Origin of the sequence: Enterobacter sp. 120016 (genome assembly GCF_018383635.1) — a bacterium.
Lineage (GTDB): Bacteria > Pseudomonadota > Gammaproteobacteria > Enterobacterales > Enterobacteriaceae > Enterobacter > Enterobacter asburiae_D.
The window spans coordinates 26,603-51,908 of record NZ_JAHAWC010000017.1 but is presented as its reverse complement, the minus strand read 5'-3'; the positions used below and the strand labels follow the sequence as shown (position 1 = coordinate 51,908).

At 58.6% G+C, this 25,306-nt stretch carries 23 protein-coding genes; 16 read left to right on the top strand and 7 right to left on the bottom strand.

The genetic code is table 11. From position 1 onward, the window contains the following. Positions 1-137 precede the first annotated feature (137 nt). The 5 genes from nudF to parE are packed head-to-tail and all read left to right on the top strand — an operon-like array spanning position 138 to position 4,546. Positions 138-770: an ADP-ribose diphosphatase gene (gene nudF / locus KIF87_RS19475; protein WP_023333429.1), complete on the top strand. Its 633-nt coding sequence runs from the start codon at positions 138-140 to the stop codon at positions 768-770. Beyond that, a complete protein-coding gene (locus KIF87_RS19470; protein WP_014833293.1) occupies positions 767-1,189 on the top strand; it encodes a DUF1249 family protein in 423 nt (140 codons plus the stop codon). Before nudF ends, KIF87_RS19470 begins: the two co-directional genes overlap by 4 nt. Before the next feature lie 27 nt (positions 1,190-1,216). Continuing rightward, positions 1,217-2,044 (top strand): 3',5'-cyclic-AMP phosphodiesterase, encoded by an 828-nt coding sequence (cpdA, locus tag KIF87_RS19465; RefSeq protein ID WP_213330238.1) that lies wholly within the window; start codon positions 1,217-1,219, stop codon positions 2,042-2,044. Next, positions 2,044-2,625, top strand: a complete 582-nt coding sequence (gene yqiA, locus KIF87_RS19460; protein ID WP_008502976.1) for an esterase YqiA — start codon at positions 2,044-2,046, stop codon at positions 2,623-2,625. Before cpdA ends, yqiA begins: the two co-directional genes overlap by 1 nt. Positions 2,626-2,653: 28 nt before the next feature. Next, complete coding sequence (gene parE, locus KIF87_RS19455) at positions 2,654-4,546, top strand: DNA topoisomerase IV subunit B (RefSeq protein ID WP_029740698.1); 1,893 nt, start codon at positions 2,654-2,656, stop codon at positions 4,544-4,546. Positions 4,547-4,672: 126 nt separating this feature from the next. On the opposite strand, the gene KIF87_RS19450 is transcribed toward parE, so the two are convergent. Next, on the bottom strand, positions 4,673-6,814 hold the full coding sequence (locus KIF87_RS19450) for a TonB-dependent siderophore receptor (RefSeq protein WP_213330236.1): 2,142 nt from the start codon (positions 6,812-6,814) through the stop codon (positions 4,673-4,675). 385 nt (positions 6,815-7,199) lie between these two features. Between KIF87_RS19450 and KIF87_RS19445 the strand changes: the two genes are divergently transcribed. The 5 genes from KIF87_RS19445 to KIF87_RS19425 are packed head-to-tail and all read left to right on the top strand — an operon-like array spanning position 7,200 to position 11,873. Next, a complete protein-coding gene (locus KIF87_RS19445; RefSeq protein WP_213330234.1) occupies positions 7,200-8,012 on the top strand; it encodes an ABC transporter ATP-binding protein in 813 nt (270 codons plus the stop codon). After that, entirely contained in the window at positions 8,009-8,992 is a 984-nt protein-coding gene (locus KIF87_RS19440; protein WP_213330232.1) for a FecCD family ABC transporter permease, read from the top strand. The genes KIF87_RS19445 and KIF87_RS19440 overlap by 4 nt, the downstream gene beginning before the upstream one ends. Then, the gene (locus tag KIF87_RS19435; RefSeq protein ID WP_213330230.1) at positions 8,989-10,029 is read left to right on the top strand and encodes a FecCD family ABC transporter permease; all 1,041 of its coding nucleotides are present in this window, start codon (positions 8,989-8,991) and stop codon (positions 10,027-10,029) included. Before KIF87_RS19440 ends, KIF87_RS19435 begins: the two co-directional genes overlap by 4 nt. A 9-nt stretch (positions 10,030-10,038) precedes the next feature. Then, a complete protein-coding gene (locus KIF87_RS19430; protein WP_213330228.1) occupies positions 10,039-10,989 on the top strand; it encodes an iron-siderophore ABC transporter substrate-binding protein in 951 nt (316 codons plus the stop codon). Next, a complete protein-coding gene (locus KIF87_RS19425) occupies positions 10,986-11,873 on the top strand; it encodes a MurR/RpiR family transcriptional regulator (RefSeq protein WP_032659930.1) in 888 nt (295 codons plus the stop codon). Before KIF87_RS19430 ends, KIF87_RS19425 begins: the two co-directional genes overlap by 4 nt. A gap of 92 nt (positions 11,874-11,965) precedes the next feature. Here KIF87_RS19425 and KIF87_RS19420 read toward each other — a convergent pair whose 3' ends face one another. The 4 genes from KIF87_RS19420 to qseB all read right to left on the bottom strand — a co-directional run bounded on the left by KIF87_RS19420 (position 11,966) and on the right by qseB (position 15,004). Beyond that, positions 11,966-12,280 (bottom strand): putative quinol monooxygenase, encoded by a 315-nt coding sequence (locus KIF87_RS19420; RefSeq protein ID WP_032640570.1) that lies wholly within the window; start codon positions 12,278-12,280, stop codon positions 11,966-11,968. Between the two features lie 31 nt (positions 12,281-12,311). After that, positions 12,312-12,893: an NAD(P)H-dependent oxidoreductase gene (locus KIF87_RS19415; protein ID WP_213330226.1), complete on the bottom strand. Its 582-nt coding sequence runs from the start codon at positions 12,891-12,893 to the stop codon at positions 12,312-12,314. Positions 12,894-12,998: 105 nt separating this feature from the next. Continuing rightward, positions 12,999-14,348 (bottom strand): quorum sensing histidine kinase QseC, encoded by a 1,350-nt coding sequence (gene qseC, locus KIF87_RS19410; protein WP_213330224.1) that lies wholly within the window; start codon positions 14,346-14,348, stop codon positions 12,999-13,001. After that, the gene (gene qseB / locus KIF87_RS19405; protein ID WP_193940472.1) at positions 14,345-15,004 is read right to left on the bottom strand and encodes a quorum sensing response regulator transcription factor QseB; all 660 of its coding nucleotides are present in this window, start codon (positions 15,002-15,004) and stop codon (positions 14,345-14,347) included. Before qseB ends, qseC begins: the two co-directional genes overlap by 4 nt. 139 nt (positions 15,005-15,143) lie before the next feature. On the opposite strand from qseB, the gene KIF87_RS19400 reads away from it, so the two are divergent. From KIF87_RS19400 to KIF87_RS19375, 6 genes are all read left to right on the top strand, one after another. Then, the gene (locus tag KIF87_RS19400) at positions 15,144-15,545 is read left to right on the top strand and encodes a YgiW/YdeI family stress tolerance OB fold protein (protein WP_193940471.1); all 402 of its coding nucleotides are present in this window, start codon (positions 15,144-15,146) and stop codon (positions 15,543-15,545) included. A gap of 118 nt (positions 15,546-15,663) precedes the next feature. Then, the gene (gene parC / locus KIF87_RS19395; protein WP_193940470.1) at positions 15,664-17,922 is read left to right on the top strand and encodes a DNA topoisomerase IV subunit A; all 2,259 of its coding nucleotides are present in this window, start codon (positions 15,664-15,666) and stop codon (positions 17,920-17,922) included. Positions 17,923-18,085: 163 nt separating this feature from the next. Further along, the gene (plsC, locus tag KIF87_RS19390; protein ID WP_063145584.1) at positions 18,086-18,823 is read left to right on the top strand and encodes a 1-acylglycerol-3-phosphate O-acyltransferase; all 738 of its coding nucleotides are present in this window, start codon (positions 18,086-18,088) and stop codon (positions 18,821-18,823) included. 58 nt (positions 18,824-18,881) lie between these two features. After that, positions 18,882-20,294 carry a cell division protein FtsP gene (gene ftsP / locus KIF87_RS19385; protein WP_032659948.1) on the top strand — a complete coding sequence of 471 codons (1,413 nt, stop codon included), beginning with the start codon at positions 18,882-18,884 and terminating at the stop codon, positions 20,292-20,294. Between the two features lie 151 nt (positions 20,295-20,445). Beyond that, positions 20,446-22,617 carry a YgiQ family radical SAM protein gene (locus KIF87_RS19380; RefSeq protein WP_249665977.1) on the top strand — a complete coding sequence of 724 codons (2,172 nt, stop codon included), beginning with the start codon at positions 20,446-20,448 and terminating at the stop codon, positions 22,615-22,617. 151 nt (positions 22,618-22,768) lie between these two features. After that, positions 22,769-23,143 (top strand): transthyretin-like family protein, encoded by a 375-nt coding sequence (locus KIF87_RS19375; protein ID WP_249665976.1) that lies wholly within the window; start codon positions 22,769-22,771, stop codon positions 23,141-23,143. A 41-nt stretch (positions 23,144-23,184) separates the two neighbouring features. On the opposite strand, the gene dkgA is transcribed toward KIF87_RS19375, so the two are convergent. Then, positions 23,185-24,012, bottom strand: coding sequence for a 2,5-didehydrogluconate reductase DkgA (gene dkgA, locus KIF87_RS19370; RefSeq protein ID WP_063145581.1), 828 nt, complete (start codon positions 24,010-24,012; stop codon positions 23,185-23,187). 105 nt (positions 24,013-24,117) lie between these two features. After that, positions 24,118-25,281 carry an alcohol dehydrogenase gene (gene yqhD / locus KIF87_RS19365; RefSeq protein ID WP_213330220.1) on the bottom strand — a complete coding sequence of 388 codons (1,164 nt, stop codon included), beginning with the start codon at positions 25,279-25,281 and terminating at the stop codon, positions 24,118-24,120. Positions 25,282-25,306: the final 25 nt, after the last annotated feature.

Genomic DNA, 25,306 nt, shown 5'->3' with positions numbered 1-25,306 from the left:
AATCTTCCATACCAAAAGGTTGGCGTTACGTGCCATCTGGCGGTAATTTGCACCAATCTACCATATAGCCTTACAAACGGCAGCCAAACAGCCTTGAAATTCACAATTTCATCACCATTGCTACCAGGACTCGACTCATGCAGAAACCAGAAAAGTTGCCCGTGACATTCGCCAAAAACGATGTAGAAATTATTGCACGAGAAACGCTTTATAGCGGTTTTTTTTCAATGGATCTTTACCGTTTCAGGCATCGCCTGTTTAACGGGGAAATGAGCGGCGAAATCAGACGCGAAATTTTTGAGCGCGGGCATGCGGCAGTCTTGCTACCCTTTGACCCAGTGCGTGACGAAGTTGTGCTGGTGGAGCAGATCCGCATCGCCGCTTATGACGTGAGCGAGAGCCCGTGGCTGCTGGAGATGGTGGCCGGTATGATCGAAGAAGGTGAGTCGGTTGAAGACGTCGCCCGGCGCGAGGCGCTGGAAGAGGCGGGGCTGGTGGTAGGCCGCACCAAACCGGTGCTGAGCTATCTTGCAAGCCCGGGAGGCACCAGCGAGCGCTTGTCCATTATGGTGGGTGAAGTGGACGCCACGACGGCGGAAGGGATCCACGGTCTGGCAGATGAAAACGAAGATATTCGGGTTCATGTGGTGAGCCGGGAGCAGGCTTATCAGTGGGTAGAAGAGGGGAAAATCGACAACGCAGCGTCTGTCATCGCCCTGCAATGGCTACAGCTGCATTATCAGACATTACGAAACGAGTGGAAAAAATGAAGCGCTATACGCCTGACTTCCCAGAAATGATGCGCCTGTGCGAAACCAATTTCGCACAATTGCGCCGCCTGCTGCCGAAAAACGACGCACCCGGCGAAACGGTAAGCTATCAGGTGAGCAACGCGCAGTATCGGTTAACGATAACAGAATCAACGCGCTACACTACGCTGGTGGAGATTGAGCAAACGGCACCCAGCATTAGCTACTGGAGCCTGCCGTCGATGACGGTTCGCCTCTATCACGATGCGATGGTCGCTGAAGTGTGTTCAAGCCAGCAGATCTTTCGCTTCAAGGCGCGGTATGATTACCCGAATAAAAAGTTGCATCAACGCGACGAAAAGCATCAAATTAACCAGTTTTTAGCCGACTGGCTAAGATATTGTTTAGCACATGGAGCAATGGCGATTCCGGTTTGTTAGCGTCATAAACCTACCTAAGGACACCATTTGGAAAGCCTGTTGAACCTGACTGTTGCTGGTGGGGCGCCAGTCAGGATATTACAAATCACCGATACCCACCTTTTTGCCGAAAAGCATGAGACGCTACTGGGGGTCAACACCTGGGAGAGTTATCAGGCGGTACTGAGCGCCATTCACGCTGAAAATCGTGTATGCGATCTGATTGTCGCAACCGGCGATCTGGCGCAGGATCAATCCTCCGCGGCCTACCAGCATTTTGCTGAAGGCATCGCGAGCTTTAGCGTACCTTGCGTCTGGCTGCCAGGAAATCATGATTTCCAGCCCGCGATGTACAGTTCCCTCCATGATGCGGGGATCTCTCCGGCGAAATGTGTTTTTGCGGGTGAACAGTGGCAGATCCTGCTGCTGGACAGCCAGGTATTTGGCGTCCCGCACGGTGAGTTAAGCGAGTTTCAGCTCGACTGGCTTGAGACCAAACTGGCTGCTGAACCTGAACGCCACACGCTGCTGTTGCTTCATCATCACCCTCTGCCGGCGGGCTGCAGCTGGCTCGATCAGCACAGCCTGCGCAACTCTGCGGCGCTGGACCGCGTGCTGGCGAAGTTCCCGCGGGTGAAAAATCTGCTGTGCGGGCATATTCACCAGGAACAGGATCTCGACTGGAACGGACGCCGCATGCTGGCGACGCCGTCGACCTGCGTTCAGTTTAAGCCGCACTGCGCCAACTTTACGCTGGATACCATCGCGCCGGGCTGGCGCTGGCTGGAACTGCATGCCGACGGCACGCTGACCACGGAAGTCTGCCGTTTGACCGGTGCAAAATTCCGCCCGGATACCGCTTCAGAAGGCTATTGATGTCTACGCTCCTTTATCTGCACGGATTCAACAGCTCGCCGCGCTCCGCAAAAGCGACACAGTTTCGCCAGTGGCTGAGCGAGCATCACCCCGACGTTGAGATGATTATCCCTCAGCTGCCGCCTTACCCGGCTGAGGCCGCGGAGATGCTGGAATCTATCGTGCTTGCGCACGGCGGCGAAACCTTCGGTGTGGTCGGCTCATCCCTGGGCGGGTATTACGCCACCTGGCTTTCACAATGCTTCATGCTGCCCGCCGTTGTGGTTAACCCGGCGGTTCGGCCATTTGAGCTGCTGAGGGACTTTCTTGGCGAAAACGAGAACCCCTACACCGGCCAGCAATATGTGCTAGAGTCACGCCATATTTACGATCTCAAAGTTATGCAGGTCGACCCGCTTGAGGCGCCGGATCTCATCTGGCTGCTGCAACAGACGGGTGATGAAGTGCTGGATTACCGCCAGGCAGTGGCGTATTACGCCTCCTGCCGCCAGACTATAGAAGAGGGCGGAAACCATGCTTTCACGGGCTTTGAGAATCATTTCACCCAGATTGTCGATTTTCTTGGACTGCACAGCCACTGACAATCAATGCGAATTGCTAGTTTAAATCATGACGCAAACCTATAACGCTGATGCCATTGAGGTCCTCACCGGGCTTGAGCCGGTTCGCCGCCGCCCGGGGATGTACACCGATACGACGCGCCCAAACCATCTGGGCCAGGAAGTTATTGATAACAGTGTGGACGAAGCGCTGGCGGGCCATGCCAAACGCGTTGACGTTATCCTGCACGCCGATCAGTCGCTGGAAGTCATCGACGACGGGCGCGGCATGCCGGTGGATATCCACCCGGAAGAGGGCGTGCCTGCCGTTGAGCTGATCCTCTGTCGTCTGCACGCGGGCGGTAAGTTCTCCAACAAGAACTACCAGTTCTCCGGCGGTCTGCACGGCGTCGGTATTTCCGTGGTGAACGCCCTGTCCAAACGCGTGGAAGTGAACGTCCGTCGCGACGGCCAGGTCTATAACATTGCGTTTGAAAATGGCGATAAGGTGCAGGATCTGCAGGTTGTCGGCACGTGCGGCAAACGCAACACCGGCACCAGCGTCCACTTCTGGCCTGACGAAAGCTTCTTCGACAGCCCGCGCTTTTCCGTTTCACGCCTGACGCACCTGCTGAAAGCCAAAGCGGTGCTGTGTCCGGGCGTGGAAATCACCTTTACCGATCACGTTAACAATACCGCACAAACCTGGTGCTACGCCGATGGTCTGAACGACTACCTGTGCGAAGCGGTAAACGGCCTGCCAACGCTGCCGGAAAAACCGTTTGTCGGTAACTTTAGCGGCGATACCGAAGCCGTGGACTGGGCGCTGCTGTGGCTGCCGGAAGGCGGCGAGCTGCTGACGGAAAGCTACGTTAACCTGATCCCAACCATGCTCGGCGGTACCCACGTCAACGGCCTGCGTCAGGGGCTGCTGGACGCGATGCGCGAGTTCTGCGAATACCGCAATATCCTGCCGCGCGGCGTGAAGCTGTCGGCGGAAGATATCTGGGATCGCTGCGCCTACGTGCTCTCCGTGAAGATGCAGGATCCGCAGTTTGCCGGTCAGACCAAAGAGCGCCTGTCGTCACGTCAGTGCGCGGCGTTCGTCTCCGGCGTGGTGAAAGATGCCTTTACCCTGTGGCTGAATCAGAACGTTCAGGCGGCAGAGATGCTGGCTGAAATGGCCATTTCCAGCGCCCAGCGTCGTCTGCGCGCCGCGAAGAAAGTGGTGCGTAAAAAGCTGACCAGCGGCCCTGCGCTGCCGGGCAAGCTGGCAGACTGTACCGCGCAGGATCTCAACCGTACCGAGCTGTTCCTCGTGGAAGGGGACTCGGCGGGTGGATCGGCCAAGCAGGCGCGCGATCGTGAATATCAGGCGATCATGCCGCTCAAGGGTAAGATCCTGAACACCTGGGAGGTCTCTTCAGATGAAGTGCTGGCCTCGCAGGAAGTCCACGATATCTCGGTGGCGATCGGCATCGATCCGGACAGCGACGATCTGAGCCAGCTGCGCTACGGCAAGATCTGTATCCTCGCGGATGCGGATTCCGACGGTCTGCACATCGCCACGCTGCTGTGCGCGCTGTTTGTGAAGCACTTCAAAACGCTGGTGAAAAACGGTCACGTCCACGTGGCGCTGCCGCCGCTGTACCGTATCGACCTCGGCAAAGAGGTTTACTACGCGCTGACGGAAGAAGAGAAAGCGGGCGTGCTGGAACAGCTGAAGCGCAAGAAGGGCAAACCGAACGTGCAGCGCTTTAAAGGGCTGGGCGAGATGAACCCGATGCAGCTTCGCGAAACGACGCTGGATCCGAACACGCGCCGCCTGGTGCAGCTGACGATCAGCGACGAAGACGAACAGCAAACCAACGCCATGATGGATATGCTCCTTGCCAAGAAACGTTCGGAAGACCGACGTAACTGGCTGCAGGAGAAAGGCGATATGGCGGATATTGAAGCCTGATGCTGAAAAAGCCCTGCGATGCAGGGCTTTTTTTTGCCCGGTGGCGCTGCGCTTACCGGGCCTACGATCGAGCCCCTCGCCCCTCTGGGGAGAGGGTTAGGGTGAGGGGAACGTCCCGCACTGACGTCAAAACTCCATCTTCACCGTAAACTGCACTTCGCGCGGATCGCCAATCTGGTTGCCCAGGTTGTTGGTCGCAATGGACGATGTGTAGTAGGTCTTATCAAACAGGTTCTTCACGTTCACCTGCAGCGTCACCGGATACTGCAGCTTCATCTTATACGCCGCAAACGCATCCGCCACGAAATAGCCCGGTAGATAATAATCCGCACCGTTGGTTGCGGAACGACGGCTTACGCCGTGCCCGCCGCCGCCCAGCGTCAGGGTATTCCCGGCAAACGCATTGTGAATATCGTAGGTCAGGAACAGGGAGCCGGTATGGCGCGGCACGTTCGGCAGCGGTTTACCCGCATAGTCCGGGTCTTCCAGCACCTTCGCGTCGGTATAGCCGTAGCTGGCGATAATGTTGGTGTTCTCGGTCAACGATCCGGCAAGATCCACTTCAACGCCCTGCGAGCGCACGCGGCCCGCGGTTTTGGCGAAGGTTTCATCTCCAATGCTCTCGGTGTACAGCACGTTGCGCTTGTGGATGTCAAACAGCGCGATGTTGGCGGTAATGCCGTCGAACAGGTCGAATTTAGCGCCGATTTCATACGCGTTCGACGTTTCCGGCGGCAGGTCGCCGATGTAGCTCGCAATGGACGACTGCGGCATAAACGTCTGGGAATAGTTGGCAAACAGCGAGACCGCCGGGGTGAGCTTGTACACCAGCCCCAGCTTAGGCGTCCACTGGTCGTCGCGGCTGTCGGTGTTCACGTTAAACGGACGTCCTTTCCCCGCGTACTGGGTGTAATACTGGTAGCGCAGTCCGGCGACGGCGATCCACTTATCGGTCAGATATAGCGCGTCCTGCGCGTAGGCGGAGTAGCTCTCCTGCTTAATGGTTTGGTCGCTGTCGGATGCCGAGACGGTAGTGCACTTGCCGAGGCTGCCGTAGCTCGGGTTGTAAATATTGAAATCCTTAACGTTCTTACAGCGGATCATGTCCGTACGCAGCAGATCGTAATTCTCATACGACACGCCGGTCAGGATCTCATTGTAAAAGCCCGCGATGTCCACGTTCCCCTGCAGATCCGCTCGCGTCGTGTGCATACGCTGGGTCGAGCCCTGGGTCGCATCCACGCGGCGGGTCAGGTTGCCGGTTTTTGAATCGTAGGCCATCACGCGGGCCTGGTTATCGCTGTACTTATCCTGGCTGTAGCTGTAGTCGAACTTCGCGGTCCACTGGCTGTTGAGGCGATATTCAGCGTTGAGCTGAGCGAGATCGGACTGGCCGTCGGTCACGTTAAACGGCTCATCGAAGCGGGTTTTGCGATCCACGTCGACGGCTTTCTTAGTGTTGAGATCGAAGATCGTTCCGCGATCGAACGGCGTTTTATAGTCGCGATGCGAATAGAGCACGGTCACGGTGGCATCGTCGCCAAACCAGGTGAGCGACGGAGCGATAAAGGTGCTGCGTTCGGTGCCGAAATTGCGCCAGTAATCCTCGTCCTGATATTCGCCCGTCAGGCGATACGCCAGGCGCGTGCCGTCAATCGGGCCGGTAACATCGATCTGTCCGGTGCCGCCGCCAAAGCTGGAAGAGGTGGCGGAAAGGGAACCGCCGAAGGTTTTCTCCGGGCGTTTGGTGACGACGTTAATCAGGCCGCCCGGATCGAGAATGCCATAGAGCGTGGAGGCCGGGCCTTTCAGCACCTCCACGCGCTCGGTTGCGGCATTAAAGCTGCGCGGCAGGACGGTGCGCAGGCCGTTGGTCATGATCGAGCCGTCGCGGTTCGCGCCAAACCCGCGGCGCACGAAGGCATCCTGCGTACCGCCCAGGGTGTTGGTCTGCACCACGTTGCTGACGTTATAAAGCGCTTCATCCAGCGTGGTGGCGTGCTGATCCGCCAGCACTTTATCGCTGACGGTATTGACCACCTGCGGGATGTCCAGCATCGGCATGTTGGTTAACGTCGCGGTGGAAGTATTCAACGGCTGATAGCCATTGGTGGCCTCCGCCGCAGTAGTTGGATCGGCGGTGACGGTAAGCGTTTCGCCGTCTTTAGCCGCGGTGGTGCCTGCTGCCTGCACCAGCGGTGCCATAAACAGCAGTGAAAAGAGCGCGCGCCCTTTTACCCCAGAGAGTGAAGGTGTGAACGTAGCCATTACATCTGTTATCCCGAAATATCCCGCGAATGACGTTTCGCGGAAAAATGTGTGAGTCATTGCCCTTTTACGGTCTGTCCGTTAGCCACGGCGGGCATCGAACATGTAATTGAGAATCATTCAATCACGTGCGAATGTAGTAGTAAATGGAAAATAGAAAAAATCAACTACAGCGTTTAACCCTACGTATAAGCGCAGCGGGATAATAATTAACTTGTTGAAATTAAACTTTTTGTAAGCTATTCCACGTTCGTCATCCCTCTGGCTTACCCCTGGTTTTTTCAGGGTGTTTCTTCTCTTGACTACTACATGGCGCAGCGTCAAACTCTCAAAAGAGAATGAGTTTTATTTTTATTTGTTGGTTTTTCATTACGTTGGCGTTCACGTGGCTCACAACACAAAACAACCGGGACTGGTTCTGGAGAACCTCTCTGCGGGCTATCAGAAAAAAATCATCGTTGATGATATCTCTCTTGCCATCCCTCCGCAGAAAATGACGGTGCTGGTAGGGGCGAACGGCTGTGGGAAATCCACGCTGTTGAGCACAATTGCGCGTTTGCTCCAGCCGCTTGGCGGCGCGGCAGTTCTCGACGGCAAGGCGATACACGAGCAGCCGACCAAAGCGGTCGCCCGCGAGCTGGGTATCCTGCCGCAGTCTCCGCTGCTGCCGGAAGGGTTAACCGTCTTTGAGCTGGTCTCGCGCGGGCGTTTTCCCTGGCAGAACTTTATGCGTCAGTGGAGCGACGAGGACGAACTGGCGGTGGAAGAGGCCCTGCGCCTGACCGGTACGGCAGAATTTGCCCATATGCCGGTGGAAAGCTTGTCCGGCGGCCAGCGTCAGCGCTGCTGGATCGCCATGGCGCTGGCGCAGCAAACGCCGTATATCCTGCTTGACGAGCCCACGACGTTTCTCGATCTCCGCTATCAGGTGGAGATCCTGGAACTGCTGCACACCCTGACCCGCCAGCACGGGCGTACCGTGGTGGTGGTGCTGCACGATCTCAACTTCGCCGTGAACTACGGCGATTCGCTGGTCTTTTTACGCCAGGGGAAAGTTGAAGGCGTATTGCATGAAGGCGATGCCTGCACGCCGGAGCTGATCAAAGCGGTGTTTGATGTGGACGTGCATATGTCCATAAACCCGTTGACCGGCAAGCCGTTCTTTATGCCGTTTCGCCAGGGCACGGTTCAGCCATGATGCGCTCCTCTCTGGCTTTCCCGATCTTTGCATTGCTGCTGGTACTGGGGGCGATTATGCACCTGGGCATCGGCGCACGCTTTATCGCCCCGCAGACGGTGTTGGAGGCATTCTTTCATTTCGACCCGCGCAATTTCGACCATAGCGTCATTATCAAATTACGACTGCTGCGCCTCTGCGCCGCGATGGTAACGGGCGCCTCGCTCGGCGTGGCGGGCGTGCTGCTGCAGTCCGTGATCCGCAACCCGCTCGGCGAGCCGCATATTCTGGGGCTCAACGCCGGGGCCGCGCTGGCGGTAGTGATTACCAGCGCGCTTGGGCTGTCGCTGCCGTTTGGTCGCCCGCTCGTTGCCGCCGCCGGTGCCGCCGCGCTGTTTTTGCTGGTGCTGATGTTTTCCTCGTCCGGCCGCACCGGGCTTACGCCGATGAAGGTCACGCTGTGCGGCGTGGCGATGTCGGCGTTTGCCTCGTCGATTACCGCCGCGGTGTTAATCCTCGATGAACAGACGCTGCTCGCCATGCGCACCTGGCTGGCAGGGGACCTGGCCGGGGTCAGCGTGCAGACGCTCCAGAGCGCCCTTTGGGCTGCAGCAGCCGGTTTTGTTCTCGCTATCGGACTGTCGCCCTCGCTCAACATGCTGGCGCTGGGAGACCGGATGGCGCAGGGGCTTGGCGTGTCGCTGCTGAAAACTCGCCTGCTCGCCCTGCTGGCCATCGCGCTGCTCTGCGGCGCGGCCGTCTCTGTCGCCGGGCCGATTGGTTTTATCGGCCTGGTCGTGCCGCAGCTCATTCGCCGTCTGGTGTCGGTCGATTTACGGGTGATGGTGCCGCTTTCTGCCCTGTGTGGTGCGCTGGTTCTGCTGCTGGCGGATATCGCCGCCCGCACGCTGTTTACGCCCTGGGAGCTGGCAACCGGCATTATGACGGCCCAGGTTGGCGCGCCCGTGTTCATCTTTATGGCATCGAGGATGTTCAAATGAACCGGGCGGGATTCCGCGCGATCCGAATTGGCCGTTTATCGGCGCTGGTTCACCCGCGGGCGCTGGCGTGCCTGACCCTTATAGCGCTGGTGGCGCTAAGCCTGCTGGGCTTTGGCCTGACGCACGGTTCACTGCCCATTCCCACCTCCGACATCGGGCGCGCGCTGTTTTCTCCTGAGAGTCTGACGGCGGAGACGCGCTACATCCTGATGGATATCCGCCTGCCGCGCCTGCTGATGGCGGTGCTGTGCGGGGCGATGCTCGGTATGGCGGGGGCGGCAATGCAGTCCATCACCCGCAATGGCCTGGCTGACCCCGGGCTTATCGGCGTGAAGGAGGGCTGTAGCGCGGCGGTACTGCTGCTGATTTTTCAGTTCCCGGCGCTGGGCCTGGCCTGGCGTCCGCTGGTCGGCATGGCCGGCGGGCTGCTTACCGCGCTGCTGGTCATCGCCCTGGCGCGCGATATCTCGCGTCCGCGATTTATCCTGATCGGCATCGGCGTGTCATGGGCCTTTGCCGCGGCAATGGGCGTCTTTATGACCACGGCGGACGTGCGGGACGTGCAGACGGCGATGCTGTGGCTGGCGGGAAGCCTGCATGCGGCAAACTGGACGCTGGTGGGGTTAGCCGCGCTCTGGGCTGCCCCTGCGTTTGCGCTGCTGCTGTTTACCGCGCGGGCAGCGGACGTGGCGTTGCTCGGCAATCAGGCCGCCGCGGGCCTTGGCGTACGCACAACCCGGCTGGCGCTGCTGCGGGTTCTTGCCCCGGTGGTGCTGACGGCGGCCTGCGTCTCCTGCGTGGGCAGTATTGGCTTCGTCGGGCTGATTGCTCCGCATATGGCGCGCCTGCTGCTGCGCGGTGGGCAAACCGCGCTCCTGACGGGAAGCGCCGCGCTGGGCGCGCTGCTGGTGCTGCTGGCGGATAACGTCGGACGTCTGGCATTCCTCCCGCTGCAGCTGCCGGCGGGAATTGTGATTTCATTGATTGGCGGACCGTTTTTCCTGCTGCTGCTCTGGCAGCGTCGGGACAGATTTTAGGGGACTATAATGCGCGTAGTGTTTTCGATGCTGTTGCTGGTGGGGTTCGCGGTGAGTGCGGCGGAGCCGACGCAGACGTTTACTGACGATCTGAACCGAAAAGTGGTGGTGCCGGCTCATCCGAAACGGATTGTCTCCTTACACGATCTGGATATTACCATTCCGCTGATTGAGCTAGGCGTGCCGCCGGTGGCAAGCCATGGCCGCACGCGGCCGGACGGCAGCCACTTTCTGCGCTCCAGCGGCATGTTGACCGGCGTCGACTTCGATAATTCCGACATTACGTTTATCGGCACGGCCGATATCGACATTGAAGCCATCGCCGCCGCAAAGCCTGACCTGATTGTTACCGAGCCGACCCGCAACACCCCGGTGGAACAGCTGGAAAAAATTGCCCCTACGGTAAGCATCGATCATCTCGACGGCGGCGCGCCGGAGATCTACCGCAAGCTGGCTCAGCTGACGGGAACGCAGGCGCGGCTCAAGGTTCTGGAGCGGCGCTATCAGGAGCAGATTAAGGCGCTGAAGGCGACTATTGATACCCGCAAGGTGACCGTGTCCGTGATTCAGGCGAATCAGGGAAAGATTAACGCCATGCACAGCTACCACTCGCTGGGCCGCGTGCTGCGTGATGCCGGGTTCACCTTCCCGCCGCTGATTGAGTCTATTCCGGAAGGGGGGCGGATTGACGTCAGCGCCGAGCGTCTGCCGGAGCTGGATGCCGATTTCGTCTTCGCCACCTGGCGCGGAGATACGGGCGGTAAACCGCAGGACGAGCTGGCGGCGATGGATGCGGTCATGCCGGGCTGGTGTCAGTTCCTGAATGCCTGTCGAACCGGGCACTACGTGCTGATCTCGCGTGAAGAGGCCATCTCGAATTCGTTCGCATCTTTAGGGCTGATGGCCGCGCAGGTGCAGTCCCAGATTGCCGGGCGTCCACTGCCGGAGGCGACACGGTGATCCGCAAAGAGAAAGGGCGCGTGGATGTCTACGGCGACCGCTTTCGCGCGCGCGCGCATCAGCTGACGCCGCGTCTGCTGCAGGTTGCACGCTATATCCATGACAACCGCGAAGCGGTGATGGAGCAGACCGCAATGGAGATTGCGGCGGGGTTGAAAACCTCGGACGCCACGGTAGTCCGCGCCATTCAGGCGCTGGGTTTCGCCGGGCTGCGCGATCTCAAGCAGACGCTGGAGCAGTGGTTTGGTCCGGTGGTCACCTCCAGCGAAAAGATGTCCACGACGGTGAATACGCTCGCCAGCGACGTCAACGCGAGCATTGATTTCGTGCTGGAGGGGCATCAACACACCTGCGAGGTATTATCCGAGCCGCACAACCGCTACGCGATGGCCCAGGCGGTCTCTCTGCTGGCGCAGGCGAGGCAGGTCGCCATATTTGGCATTGGCGCCTCCGGTATTCTGGCCGAGTACACCGCCAGGCTGTTCAGCCGCATGGGGTTACCCGCCACGCCGCTTAACCGTACCGGAATAGGGCTTGCCGAGCAGCTGATCGCGCTTCAGCGCGGCGACGTGCTGGTGATGATGGCGCAGAAATCCGCGCACCGGGAGGGGCAAACCACGCTGCGTGAAGCAAAACGTCTGGGCATTCCCACCATCCTGCTGACCAACGCCCTTGACTCACGCTTCAGCAAGGAGGCCAGCGTGGTGATCCACGTTCCGCGCGGCGGTGAAAAGGGCAAAATCCCGCTCCACGGCACGGTGCTGCTGTGTCTGGAGATGATTATTTTATCCGTGGCCTCCACCGAGCCGCAGCGCACCATCAAGTCAATGAAGCGCATCAACGAGTTACATCGTGGGTTAAAACCGGGGAAGAAAAGCAGCTAAAACAAAGCCCGGTGGCGCTAGCGCTTACCGGGCCTACGGTTCAGGTTTTGTAGGCCGGGTAAACGCAGTGCCACCCGGCAAATTCCACGAACTTAAACTCCTTGCTCCAGAATACGGATGTGGGTTTCCAGCACGTCACCCTTCACCGCGTCGCTCCACGCTTTCATGTGCGGGGTCTGCAGGTGCGCTTCAAGATGCGCGACGGTTTCCCACTGCTCAACCATGATGATCGAGTCTGGCGCGGTCGCCTGGAAGCTGGCGTCAGTGGCGGCATCCACCATCGGCGCGTAGCCGTGGCAGCCTTCTTCTTTCAGTACGGTCGGGATAATTTTCGCGAACTGATCCAGCACCGCCTGACGGTGATGTTGACCTGGACGAGTACGGATTTCTGCGATAACGGTAAGCATGTTTACTACTCCTTTAATTCCAGGCTACCAGTTAAGCAAAAATTTCCGCGAGATGCTTGCGATATTCTGCGATATAGCTCGGGACGTCAGGCATTTTAATCACGTCGTTGACGATAAAGGTCGGCAGCGGATCCATGCCCAGGAACTGGTTAGCCTTGTGGAACGGCAGATATGCGCCGTCAACGCCAACGCCTTCGAAGAACTGATCTTTCTCGGTGAAGGCTTCCATTGGCGCGTTCCAGGTCAGGGAGAGCATATATTTTTTGCCCTGAATCAGGCCGCCCGAGCCGTATTTTTTGGAGGCGTCAGAGCGGGTGCGGCCATCGCTGGCATACAGTGAGCCGTGACCTTCGGTGAACACGTCGTCCATGTATTTTTTCACGGTCCACGGCGCGCCCATCCACCAGCCTGGCATTTGCCAGATCACCACGTCAGCCCACAGGAAGTTCTGCACTTCGGTTTTCACGTCGTAGTTGCTGTCTGCACGCACGACCTTAACATCATGCCCGGCGTCGCGCAGGAAACCGTCCGCGACCTCGGTCAGGGTGTCATTCAGCTGGCCTTTAGAGTGCGCAAATTCTTTTGCACCGTTGATAATCAGAATGTTGCTCATGAGTTGTCCTCGATGATGAGAGTATGGTGAGTATTCTACGCGCGAGGACGGTGCGGTAAAATGAGCAAAATGTGCAAAGTCTTTTGCATTAAACGCAATAATCCCTTACCAGCTGACCTTCGCTTCAAAACCGCCTTCAGGGGCATTGCTCAGCGAAACGCGCATCCCGTGCAGGGCGGCGATGCGTTTTACGATGGATAATCCCAGCCCGCTGCCCGTCGCATCCTGACCCGGCGGACGATAAAAGCGCTCGCCGATGCGCGCCAGCGCGTCCGGTGAAATGCCGGGACCGTTGTCGCGCACGGTAAAGCTACGCGCGTCCAGCGTCACGTCCACCACGCTGCCGCGCGGGCTGTAGCGAATCGCGTTATCCAGCAGGTTGCGCACCAGCAGGCTCAGGAGCAGCTGCTGGCCCGTGCGTGTAAGCTCTGGTGCATGGATGTTCAGGCGAACATCAGTGCCCGCCTGCTGCGCCGGATGCCAGATATCCAGCACGGCCGACTGCAGCAAGTCGGCCAGGATAATCGGTTCGACATCGTCAAGGTTATCCAGCGAGTCCAGACGCGACAGCGTGAGGAGCTGATCCACCAGCCGGGAAGCGCGGTCGATGCCCGCATGCAGCTGCGTCAGCGCCTTTTCCCGCGCCTGCGGATCGTCATGAGAGAGCTGCGCCACGTCAGTTTGCACCTTCAGGGCCGCCAGCGGGCTGCGTAACTCGTGGGCGGCATCGGACGTAAAGCGGCGCTCGCGGGTCATCATCTCCTGGGTGCGCGCGAAGAGATGATTCAGCGCGTCGAGCAGGGGGCGCACTTCAGTAGGGACACCCTCCGTCGGCAGGTTATCGGTGGCATCCGGCGAGCGGGAGCGCAGGGTCTGCGCCAGCTTTTTCAGCGGCTTCAGTTCGCGGCTCAACAGCAGGATCAGCAACAGCAGCATTACGGGTAGCGCCACCAGCCACGGCGTAAGCTGCGAGCTGACCACGTCCAGCGCCATCTCCTGACGGTACTCCCACTCCTGGCCGACCACCACGCGGTACTTCCCGTCGGGTGAAGTCAGCCATAAAAAACGCCACTCATCGTTGTCGCCCTGCAGCTGCCCGTTATCGAACCCGTCGCGGCGATAGTGGTACGGGATATCGCGCCCGTTTTCACCGTCGTTGAGGATCATTTTGCCGTCGACGGCGTAAATGGCGAAAGCCAGCGCGTCATCGTCCAGACGACCATGCTTCACTTTTTTCGGGATCTCGCGCATGCGTTCGGGGGCGCGGATCTCGTCCAGATCCATCGTCAGCAGCCGTTTAGCAAACAGCATCTGCTGGGTATCGAACAGCTTGTCGAGCTTGTGGGTCGTCTGCTGCCAGGCGACAACGCTGGCGGCAAACCAGGCCGTCAGAGACAGGAGTAAAAAGAGAAGCGTCAGGCGCAGCTTCAGGCTCAGGCGTTGCGTCAGCTTCATGCGTCACCCAGTGTGTAGCCGATGCCGTGCACGGTGCGGATAAACTCGCTGCCAAGCTTGCGGCGCAAATGATGGACGTGAACCTCGATGGCGTTGCTGGAGACGTCGTCGTCCCAGGTATAAAGCTTTTCCTCGATCAGCTTTCGCGGCAGCACCCGGCCCGCGTTACGCATTAACAGCTCCAGCAGCGCGAACTCTTTCGGCTTGAGCGTCAGCGGCTCACCCTCTAGCGTGGCGACGAGACGGGTCGGATCGAGCGTGACCTTCCCGTGACGTAGCTCGCTACGCGCCTGCCCGTGGCTGCGGCGGACCAGCGCTTCCAGGCGGGCACCCACTTCAATCAGCGCGAACGGCTTACAGAGATAATCATCCGCGCCCAGACGCAGCCCCTCGACGCGCTGGTTCAGCGCATCCCGCGCCGTCAGAATTAATACCGGCTCGCTGCGCCCGCTTTCGCGCCACGCGCGCAGGATCTCCAGACCGTCAATTTCCGGCAGCGTCAGATCCAGCACCACGGCATCATAGGGCGCAGAAGCGAGCGCGGCCTGACCGGTTTTTCCGTCGGTAAACCAGTCCACGCTAAAGCCCATTTTGCTTAACCCCGCCTTGATACCGTCGCCGATTAACCTGTCGTCTTCTACCAGTAAAATGCGCATATTCCCTCCTTGATGCCGTCAGTAAACCCTCTGCAAGCGCCTGCTGTACAGCAATAATAAATAAATTTTTCCCTTAAGAAGTTGTTAAGGATTACCCTGTTAAATGGATTGCGAAACGACATTAAAGGGAGAGATGAAGATGAAAAAATTCGCTGCAATTGCTGCCATCATGATGATGACCACCGCGCCGGTCTTTGCTGCTCAGGGCGGTTTTACTGGCCCATCGGCCACACAGACCCAGACGCAAACTCAGCAGGGCGGTTTTGTCGATAACAACGCCAACCTCACCACCGCGGCAAAAGTGAAAGACCTGAAGGACGATGCCTGGGTGAAGCTGCGCGGGAACATTACCGAGCGCCTGTCCGATGACCGCTACACCTTCCGCGATGAGACCGGCACGGTCAACGTGGAGATTGACCACAAGCGCTGGAACGGTGTGACCGTCACCCCGCAGGATAAAGTTGAACTGCAGGGTAAAGTCGATAAAGAGTGGAACGATTTTGAAATCGACGTGAAGCAGGTTATTAAGCTGAACAAATAACCCGAAAAGGGCCGCCTGTGCGGCCCTTTTTCTTTGTGACTCAACTCGCCAGATAAGGTAGTATCTGCGGCAATATTGCCTGAAACCCTTCGGTTTCTGAGTTGAGGAATCACACGTAATGAGCGATATGGCAGAGCGCCTCGCGCTACATGAATTCACGGAAAACGCCTACCTGAACTACTCCATGTACGTCATCATGGACAGGGCGTTGCCGTTTATCGGAGATGGCCTGAAGCCCGTTCAGCGCCGCATCGTCTATGCGATGTCCGAGCTGGGGTTGAGCGCCAGCGCCAAGTTCAAGAAATCCGCCCGTACCGTCGGTGACGTGCTGGGTAAATACCATCCGCACGGCGACAGCGCCTGTTATGAAGCGATGGTGCTGATGGCGCAGCCGTTCTCTTACCGCTACCCGCTGGTGGATGGTCAGGGGAACTGGGGTGCGCCGGACGATCCAAAATCCTTCGCCGCGATGCGTTATACCGAATCCCGTCTCTCTAAATATGCCGAAGTGCTGCTGGGCGAACTGGGTCAGGGAACCGTTGACTGGGTGCCAAACTTCGACGGTACGATGCAGGAGCCGAAGATGCTGCCTGCGCGTCTGCCGAACATCCTGCTGAACGGCACCACCGGTATCGCGGTCGGTATGGCGACGGACATTCCGCCGCACAACCTGCGTGAAGTGGCGAAAGCCGCCATCACCCTGATCGAGCAGCCGAAAACCTCGCTGGACGAGCTGCTGGATATCGTGCAGGGGCCGGACTACCCGACCGAAGCCGAAATCATCACCTCGCGCGCGGAAATCCGCAAAATCTACCAGAACGGTCGCGGCTCCGTGCGCATGCGCGCGGTGTGGAACAAAGAGGACGGCGCAGTCGTCATCACCGCGCTGCCGCATCAGGTTTCCGGTGCCAAAGTGCTGGAGCAGATCGCCTCCCAGATGCGCAATAAAAAGCTGCCGATGGTGGACGACCTGCGCGACGAATCCGACCACGAGAACCCGACCCGTCTGGTGATCGTACCGCGCTCGAACCGCGTGGACATGGAGCAGGTGATGAACCACCTGTTCGCCACCACCGATCTGGAAAAAAGCTACCGCATCAACCTGAATATGATTGGCCTCGACGGACGCCCGGCGGTGAAAAACCTGCTGGAGATCCTCACCGAATGGCTGACGTTCCGCCGCGATACGGTACGCCGTCGTCTGAATTACCGTCTGGAGAAAGTGCTTAAGCGCCTGCATATCCTCGAAGGTTTGCTGGTGGCGTTCCTCAATATCGATGAAGTGATTGAGATCATCCGTACCGAGGACGAGCCGAAGCCGGCGCTGATGTCGCGCTTTGGCATCAGCGAAACCCAGGCCGAAGCGATCCTCGAACTGAAGCTGCGCCATCTCGCCAAACTGGAAGAGATGAAGATCCGCGGCGAGCAGAACGAGCTGGAAAAAGAGCGCGATCAGCTGCAGGCGATCCTCGCGTCCGAGCGCAAGATGAACACCCTGCTGAAGAAAGAGCTGCAGGCCGATGCAGACGCCTTCGGCGACGACCGTCGTTCTCCGCTGCACGAGCGCGAAGAAGCGAAGGCGATGAACGAACACGACATGCAGCCGTCCGAGCCGGTGACCATTGTTCTGTCGCAGAGCGGCTGGGTGCGTAGCGCCAAAGGCCACGATATCGACGCGCCGGGGCTGAGCTACAAAGCGGGCGACAGCTTCAAAGCGGCGGTGAAAGGTAAGAGCAACCAGCCGGTGGCGTTTATCGACTCCACCGGCCGCAGCTACGCCATCGACCCGATCACGCTGCCTTCCGCGCGCGGGCAGGGCGAACCGCTCACCGGCAAGCTGACGCTGCCGCCGGGTGCGACGGTCGACCATATGCTGATGGAAGCCGATGAGCAGAAGCTGCTGCTGGCGTCCGATGCGGGCTACGGCTTTATCTGTACCTTCAACGACCTGGTCTCCCGTAACCGTGCCGGTAAGGCGCTGATCAGCCTGCCGGACAACGCCCACGTAATGGCGCCGCTGGTGATTGAGAACGAAAGCGACATGCTGCTGGCGATCACCACCGCCGGACGTATGCTGATGTTCCCGGTCAGCGATCTGCCGGAGCTGTCGAAAGGCAAGGGCAACAAGATCATCAACATCCCGTCGGCGGAAGCCGCGAAAGGCGAAGATGGCCTGGCGCACCTCTTCCTCCTGCCGCCGCAGAGCACGCTGACCATTCACGTCGGCAAGCGTAAGATCAAGCTTCGTCCGGAAGAGCTGCAGAAAGTGGTGGGTGAGCGCGGTCGCCGCGGCTCGCTGATGCGCGGCCTGCAGCGCATCGACCGCGTGGAGATTGACTCTCCTGCACGCAGCGCTGCGGGTGACAGCGAAGAGTAATGTCGTGATATCCCCCTCTGCCCGGAGGGGGAATTTCAATAAAATTTCCCGTAAAATCGTTGTTAATTCGTGCGTTGCGATTAACAATACGCGCTCGTAATAAAGTCCTTACCTGGCCACAGGTGAAGTATAATTGTCAGCTGTTGGGGCTTCAGAGGTCGCTATGCTATATATTGTTCGTCTTATTCTTACCGTTATCTACTGCATTCTGGTCTGTATTTTCGGCTGCATCTATTGCCTGTTCAGCCCGCGAAATCCTAAGCATGTTGCCACCTTCGGCCATATGTTCGGTCGCCTTGCGCCGCTGTTTGGTCTGAAGGTTGAAAAACGTCTGCCTGAAGGGGCGGAGAATTTCGGTAACGCCATCTATATCGCTAACCATCAGAACAATTACGATATGGTGACCGCCGCAAATATCGTTTTGCCACCGACCGTGACGGTGGGGAAAAAAAGCCTGCTGTGGATCCCGTTTTTTGGCCTGCTGTACTGGCTGACCGGTAACCTGCTGATCGACCGTAACAACCGTGCAAAAGCGCACAGCACCATTGCGGAAGTGGTGAATCATTTTAAAAAGCGCAGAATCTCAATCTGGATGTTCCCGGAAGGAACGCGCAGCCGCGGCCGCGGCCTGCTGCCGTTTAAAACCGGTGCGTTTCATGCCGCAATTGCGGCAGGTGTTCCAATTATTCCTGTGTGCGTTTCCAATACTTCGAATAAGATTAATCTTAACCGCCTGAATAACGGGCTGGTGATTGTCGAAATGCTGCCCCCTGTCGATACCAGCAAATACGGTAAAGACCAGGTGCGCGAGCTGGCAGCGCACTGCCGTGAGCTGATGGCTCAGCATATTGCGCAGCTCGACAAAGAAGTCGCAGAGAGAGAAGCCGCCGGTAAGATTTAATCCGGCGTTGAAGGGAAAACGAATTCCCGCGTTGTTAGTCGTTTCAGATGGAGCTTATATGTCACTCAGTCGGCGTCAGTTTATTCAGGCTTCAGGGATCGCCCTTTGTGCGGGTGCGATGCCGCTGACAGCCAGCGCCGCCGGGCAGCAACAGCCGCTGCCCATTCCGCCATTAATTGAATCTCGTCGCGGTCAGCCGCTTTTCCTGACGCTGCAGCGCAGCCACTGGTCCTTCACCCAGGGGACGCGTGCGCCGGTCTGGGGCATTAACGGACGTTATCTTGGGCCGACCATACGCGTGTGGAATGGCGATGACGTTAAGCTCATCTACAGTAACCGTACTCCTGAAAATGTCGCCATGACCATCAGCGGCCTACAGGTGCCTGGCCCGTTGATTGGCGGCGCGGCGCGAATGATGTCACCCAGCGCCGACTGGGCGCCCGTTCTGCCGATTCGCCAGAGCGCGGCCACCCTGTGGTATCACGCCAACACGCCTAACCGCACGGCGCAGCAGGTCTATAACGGCCTGGCCGGAATGTGGCTGGTGGAAGATGAGGTCAGCAAATCCCTGCCGATCCCGAACCACTACGGCGTGGACGACTTCCCCATTATCATCCAGGACAAACGTCTGGATAATTTCGGTACGCCGGAATACAGCGAGCCGGGCAGCGGCGGCTTCGTCGGCGATACGCTGTTGGTCAACGGCGCGCAAAGTCCGTATGTCGAAGTATCGCGCGGCTGGGTGCGCCTGCGCCTGCTCAACGCCTCCAACTCGCGCCGCTATCAGCTGCAAATGAGCGATGGTCGTCCGCTGCACGTGATCTCCGGTGACCAGGGCTTTTTACCGGCGCCGGTTTCCGTAAAACAGCTGGCGCTCTCGCCGGGTGAACGTCGCGAAATTCTCGTGGATATGACCAACGGGGATGAAGTGTCGCTGACCTGCGGCGAAGCGGCGAGCATTGTTGACCGTATTCGCGGGTTCTTTGAACCGTCGAGCATTCTTGTCTCGACCCTGGTGCTGACCCTGCGTCCAACCGGTCTGCTGCCGCTGGTGACCGATAGCCTGCCAATGCGTCTGCTGCCGCAGGAGATCATGAGCGGCTCGCCGGTACGCAGCCGTGATATCAGCCTGGGCGACGATCCGGGCATCAACGGCGCGCTGTGGGACGTCAACCGCATCGACATTACCGCGCAGCAGGGCACCTGGGAGCGCTGGACGGTCCGTTCAGATATGCCGCAGTCGTTCCATATTGAAGGGGTGTCATTCCTGATCCGCAACGTCAACGGCGCAATGCCGTTCCCGGAAGATCGCGGCTGGAAAGATACCGTCTGGGTGGACGGTCAGGTTGAACTGCTCGTCTACTATGGTCAGCCTTCGTGGCCGCACTTCCCGTTCTTGTTCCACAGCCAGACGCTGGAGATGATGGACAGGGGCTCCGTGGGGCAGATGCTGGTGAATCCGGCACCGTAAAACGAGTCGGGTGGCGGCTTCGCCTTACCCGACCTACAGGCCCGTAGGCCCGGTAAGCGTAGCGCCACCGGGCAATAAATACCCCTTCATTTCCCACATTGATCCAGCGTATAATCCCGCTCCTTTTGTCTATTTTTTCTTCGGAAGTATTATGAGCGCAATTTCCCTGATCCAGCCGGATCGTGACCTCTTCTCCTGGCCCCAGTACTGGGCGGCCTGCTTTGGACCGGCGCCGTTCCTGCCGATGTCCCGTGAAGAGATGGACCAACTGGGCTGGGACAGCTGCGACATCATTTTGGTCACGGGCGATGCCTACGTTGACCATCCGAGCTTCGGTATGGCCATCTGTGGCCGTATGCTTGAAGCGCAGGGCTTCCGCGTGGGGATCATCTCCCAGCCTGACTGGAACAGCAAAGACGACTTTATGCGTCTGGGTAAACCCAACCTGTTCTTCGGCGTCACCGCAGGCAACATGGACTCGATGATCAACCGCTATACCGCCGACCGTAAGCTGCGCCATGACGACGCCTACACGCCGGATAACGTGGCGGGTAAACGCCCCGACCGCGCGACCCTGGTCTATACCCAGCGCTGTAAAGAAGCCTGGAAAGACGTGCCGGTGATCCTGGGCGGTATCGAGGCGAGCCTGCGCCGTACCGCGCACTACGACTACTGGTCAGATACCGTTCGCCGCTCGGTGCTGGTGGATTCCAAAGCCGACATGCTGATTTACGGTAACGGCGAGCGTCCGCTGGTGGAAGTGGCGCACCGTCTGTCGCAGGGTGAACCGGTGAGCAGCATCCGCGACGTGCGCAATACCGCCATCATGGTGAAAGAGGCGCTGCCGGGCTGGAGCGGGGTGGATTCCCGCATCATTGATATGCCGGGCAAAATCGACCCGATCCCGCACCCGTACGGCGAAGATTTGCCGTGTGCCGATAACAAGCCGGTTGAGCCGAAAAAAGCGGAAGCGAAGGCTATCGTCGTGCAGCCGCCGCGCCCGAAGCCGTGGGAAAAGACCTACGTGCTGCTGCCGACCTACGAGAAGGTGAAAGCCGACAAGGTGCTCTACGCGCACGCGTCCCGTATTCTGCACCATGAAACCAACCCGGGCTGCGCCCGCGCGTTGATGCAGAAGCACGGCGAGCGCTTTATCTGGATCAACCCGCCGGCGATCCCGCTCTCCACCGAAGAGATGGACAGCGTCTTTGCGCTGCCGTACAAGCGCGTGCCGCACCCGGCGTACGGCAACGCCCGTATCCCGGCGTACGAGATGATCCGCTTCTCGATCAACATCATGCGCGGCTGCTTCGGCGGGTGCTCGTTCTGCTCTATTACCGAACACGAAGGCCGTATTATCCAGAGCCGCTCTGAAGATTCGATCATCAATGAGATCGAAGCGATTCGCGACTCGGTGCCGGGCTTTACCGGCGTGATTTCCGACCTCGGCGGTCCAACCGCGAACATGTACATGCTGCGCTGCAAGTCGCCGCGCGCGGAGCGAACCTGCCGTCGCCTCTCCTGCGTCTATCCGAGCATTTGCGAGCACATGGACACCAACCACGAGCCGACGATTAACCTCTATCGCCGCGCGCGTGACCTGAAGGGCATCAAGAAGATCCTCATCGCTTCCGGGGTGCGTTACGACATCGCCGTGGAAGATCCGCGCTACATCAAAGAGCTGGCGACGCACCACGTCGGCGGCTATCTGAAGATTGCGCCGGAGCACACCGAGGAAGGCCCGCTGTCGAAAATGATGAAGCCGGGCATGGGCAGCTACGATCGCTTTAAAGAGCTGTTCGACACCTATTCGAAGCAGGCGGGCAAAGAGCAGTATCTGATCCCGTACTTCATCTCCGCCCACCCGGGCACGCGCGATGAAGACATGGTGAACCTGGCGCTGTGGCTGAAGCAGCGCCGCTTCCGCCTGGATCAGGTGCAGAACTTCTATCCGTCACCGCTCGCCAACTCGACGACCATGTATTACACCGGCAAGAACCCGCTGAGTAAGATTGGCTATAAGAGTGAAGAGGTGGTGGTGCCGAAAGGGGATAAACAGCGCCGTCTGCATAAGGCGCTGCTGCGTTATCACGATCCGAAAAACTGGCCGCTGATCCGTCAGGCGCTGGAAGATATGGGTAAAAAACACCTGATCGGCTCGCGCCGCGACTGCCTGGTACCGGCCCCGACGCTGGATGAGATGCGCGAAGCGCGTCGCCAGAACCGCAATACGCGCCCGGCGCTGACCAAGCACACGCCGATTGTGCATCAGCGTTCGAACGGTGGGGCGGGAACGAAGAAGAACGTAAAACGTAAAACGTAAGATCGGTTAAACCTGTAACAATGCCCGGTGGCGCTGCGCTTACCGGGCCTACAGGTCGGCGCGTAGGCCGGGTAAGGCGAAGCCGCCACCCGGCTTTTTTCTGCATAAGGGTATGAGGCCCAAAATGAAAATAAGGAAGTTAACAGGAGCGATGCTGATTGGCCTGACGCTATGCGGTTGTGTAATGCACCGCCAGACACAGCCAGAAGTGGAAGGACGTCTAATCGACAGCGCAGGTAAGCCAGTCCCGGACGCAAAAATAATATTAGAGAGGAAGCAGACGCTTTCTGACGAAAACGGTCGTTTTGCTTTTCAGAGCCAGCATGAGTGGATCTTTTTTCTGCCAATAGGTCCGATGGACTGGATTTATCACACCCCGCTCCAGATAAGCGTCAACGGAAAGGAATATGAAGCAGAAGCAGGCGGCGGTCTCGGTGGGCCACATCACCTTGAAGGGAAAGCGTATAACGTTATTTGCATATTGCCTGACCTTCCCGGAGAAGCGAGATGTCAGTCCGGTTTATAGATTAAAACGAGCCCGGCGGAAGACCGGGCTCGTTTTAGGTATTAACCGCCAAACTGGTCCGGGTCCGGCCCAAGCCGCTTGCCTTTATCCAGCTTCGCAATCTCACCCAGCTCATCTTTATCCAGTCGGAAATCCCAGACGTCGAAGTTCTCGGCGATGCGCGATGGCGTGACCGATTTCGGAATGACCACCAGGCCGTTGTCCAGATGCCAGCGAATGACGATCTGCGCCGGGGTTTTACCGTATTTATCCGCTAGCTCACGGATAATCTTTTGATCAAACACCCCTTCGCCGCCCTGCGCCAGCGGGCTCCAGGACTCGGTCTGGATTTTATGCGTGGCGTTCCAGGCATGAAGCTGGCGCTGCTGCATCAGCGGGTGCAGCTCGATCTGATTAATCACCGGCGCAACTCCCGTCTCGTCAATCAGCCGCTGCAGGTGATGAACCTGGAAATTACAGACGCCGATGCTTTTCACCAGCCCCTCTTTTTGCAGTTCAATCATCCCTTTCCAGGCATCAACGTAGTGATCGATAGCCGGAACCGGCCAGTGCATCAGCCAGAGATCGACGAAATCGAGCTGGAGCTTTTCCAGACTCTCCTGCAGGGCTTCGCGGGGGCGTTTTTGATCGTCGTTCCACAGTTTCGTGGTGATGAATAACTCATCGCGGGGGACGCCAGCGCTGGCCAGTGCCTTACCCACGCCGTCCTCGTTTTTGTATGCGGCAGCGGTATCAATGGACCGATAGCCGACTTCCAGGGCTTTATGAATGGCGGAGACGACCTCGTCGTTACCGGCTTTCCATACACCTAGCCCCAGCTGGGGCATCACGTTGCCGTCCTGCAGCTTGATTACGGTTTGGTTTGCCATTTTTCCTCCTTCAGGTGCGCATCGCCGGAGGGTTCCTCCGGCGATGGGGTGTGCATTAAGTCTGGACGAAATGTCAAAAAACGAAAGTCGGGAGGGCAAAAACGCTTAACGCGCCGCTTCGTAGATGCGACGGCTCACGTCCAGCGTAATGTCGCCGTGCTCGCCCAGGTGGGTCATGCCGTGCTCTTCAAGTTTTGCCAGCAGGGCAGGGATGGAGCTGCCGTCCAGACCGTAGCCGGACAGACGCGTTGGCACGCCCAGACCTTCAAAGAAGCTGCGGGTTGCTTCGATGGCGGCATCAATACGCGCATCGTCAGAACCCTCGGTGATGTTCCACACGCGTTCAGCGTACTGCAGCAGCTTGGCGCGCTTGGTGTCGCGTTTTTCGTTCCACAGGGCGGGCAGCACAACGGCCAGCGTCTGAGCGTGGTCCAGACCGTGCATTGCCGTCAGCTCGTGGCCCAGCATGTGGGTTGCCCAGTCCTGCGGCACGCCAGCCCCGATCAGGCCGTTCAGCGCCTGCGTTGCGGCCCACATTACGTTGGCGCGAACGTCGTAGTTTTCCGGCTCTTGCAGCGCTTTCGGGCCGTCTTCGACGAGCGTCAGCAGAATGCCTTCCGCGAAGCGATCCTGAATTTTGGCATTCACCGGATATGTTACGTACTGCTCAACGGTATGAACAAAGGCGTCGACCACGCCGTTCGCTACCTGACGCGCAGGCAGGGTGTAGGTGTAAACCGGGTCCAGAATGGCGAATACAGGCTGAACGTGTTCGTTCATGAAGGCCTGTTTGTCGCCGGTGGTTTTACGGGAGATCACCGCTCCCTTGTTGGATTCAGAGCCGGTCGCTGGCAGGGTCAGCACGGAGCCCATCGGGATGGCGCTTTTAATGTCGCTGCCGCGGGTTTCCAGGATGTGCCACGGATCGATGCCGTCAGCGTAGTGCGCTGCCGCCGCGATGAATTTGGTGCCGTCCAGCACGGAGCCGCCGCCGACGGCCAGCAGGAAGGTGATGTTTTCTTCGCGGGCGATTTTCACCGCGTTCATCAGCGTTTCGTAAGACGGGTTTGGCTCGATGCCGCCAAACTCACGTACGTCCAGACCGTCCAGCGCGCTATAAACCCGATCCAGCACGCCGGTTTTTTTCACGCTGCCGCCACCGTAGGTGATCAGCACGCGGGCGTCAGCAGGGATCTGCGCGCGCAGATCGGCGATGGCGTCTTTACCAAACAGGATGCGGGTTGGGGTGTGAAGATTAAAGTTGTTCATTGCTCGTTCCCTTTAGTGGGTGAAA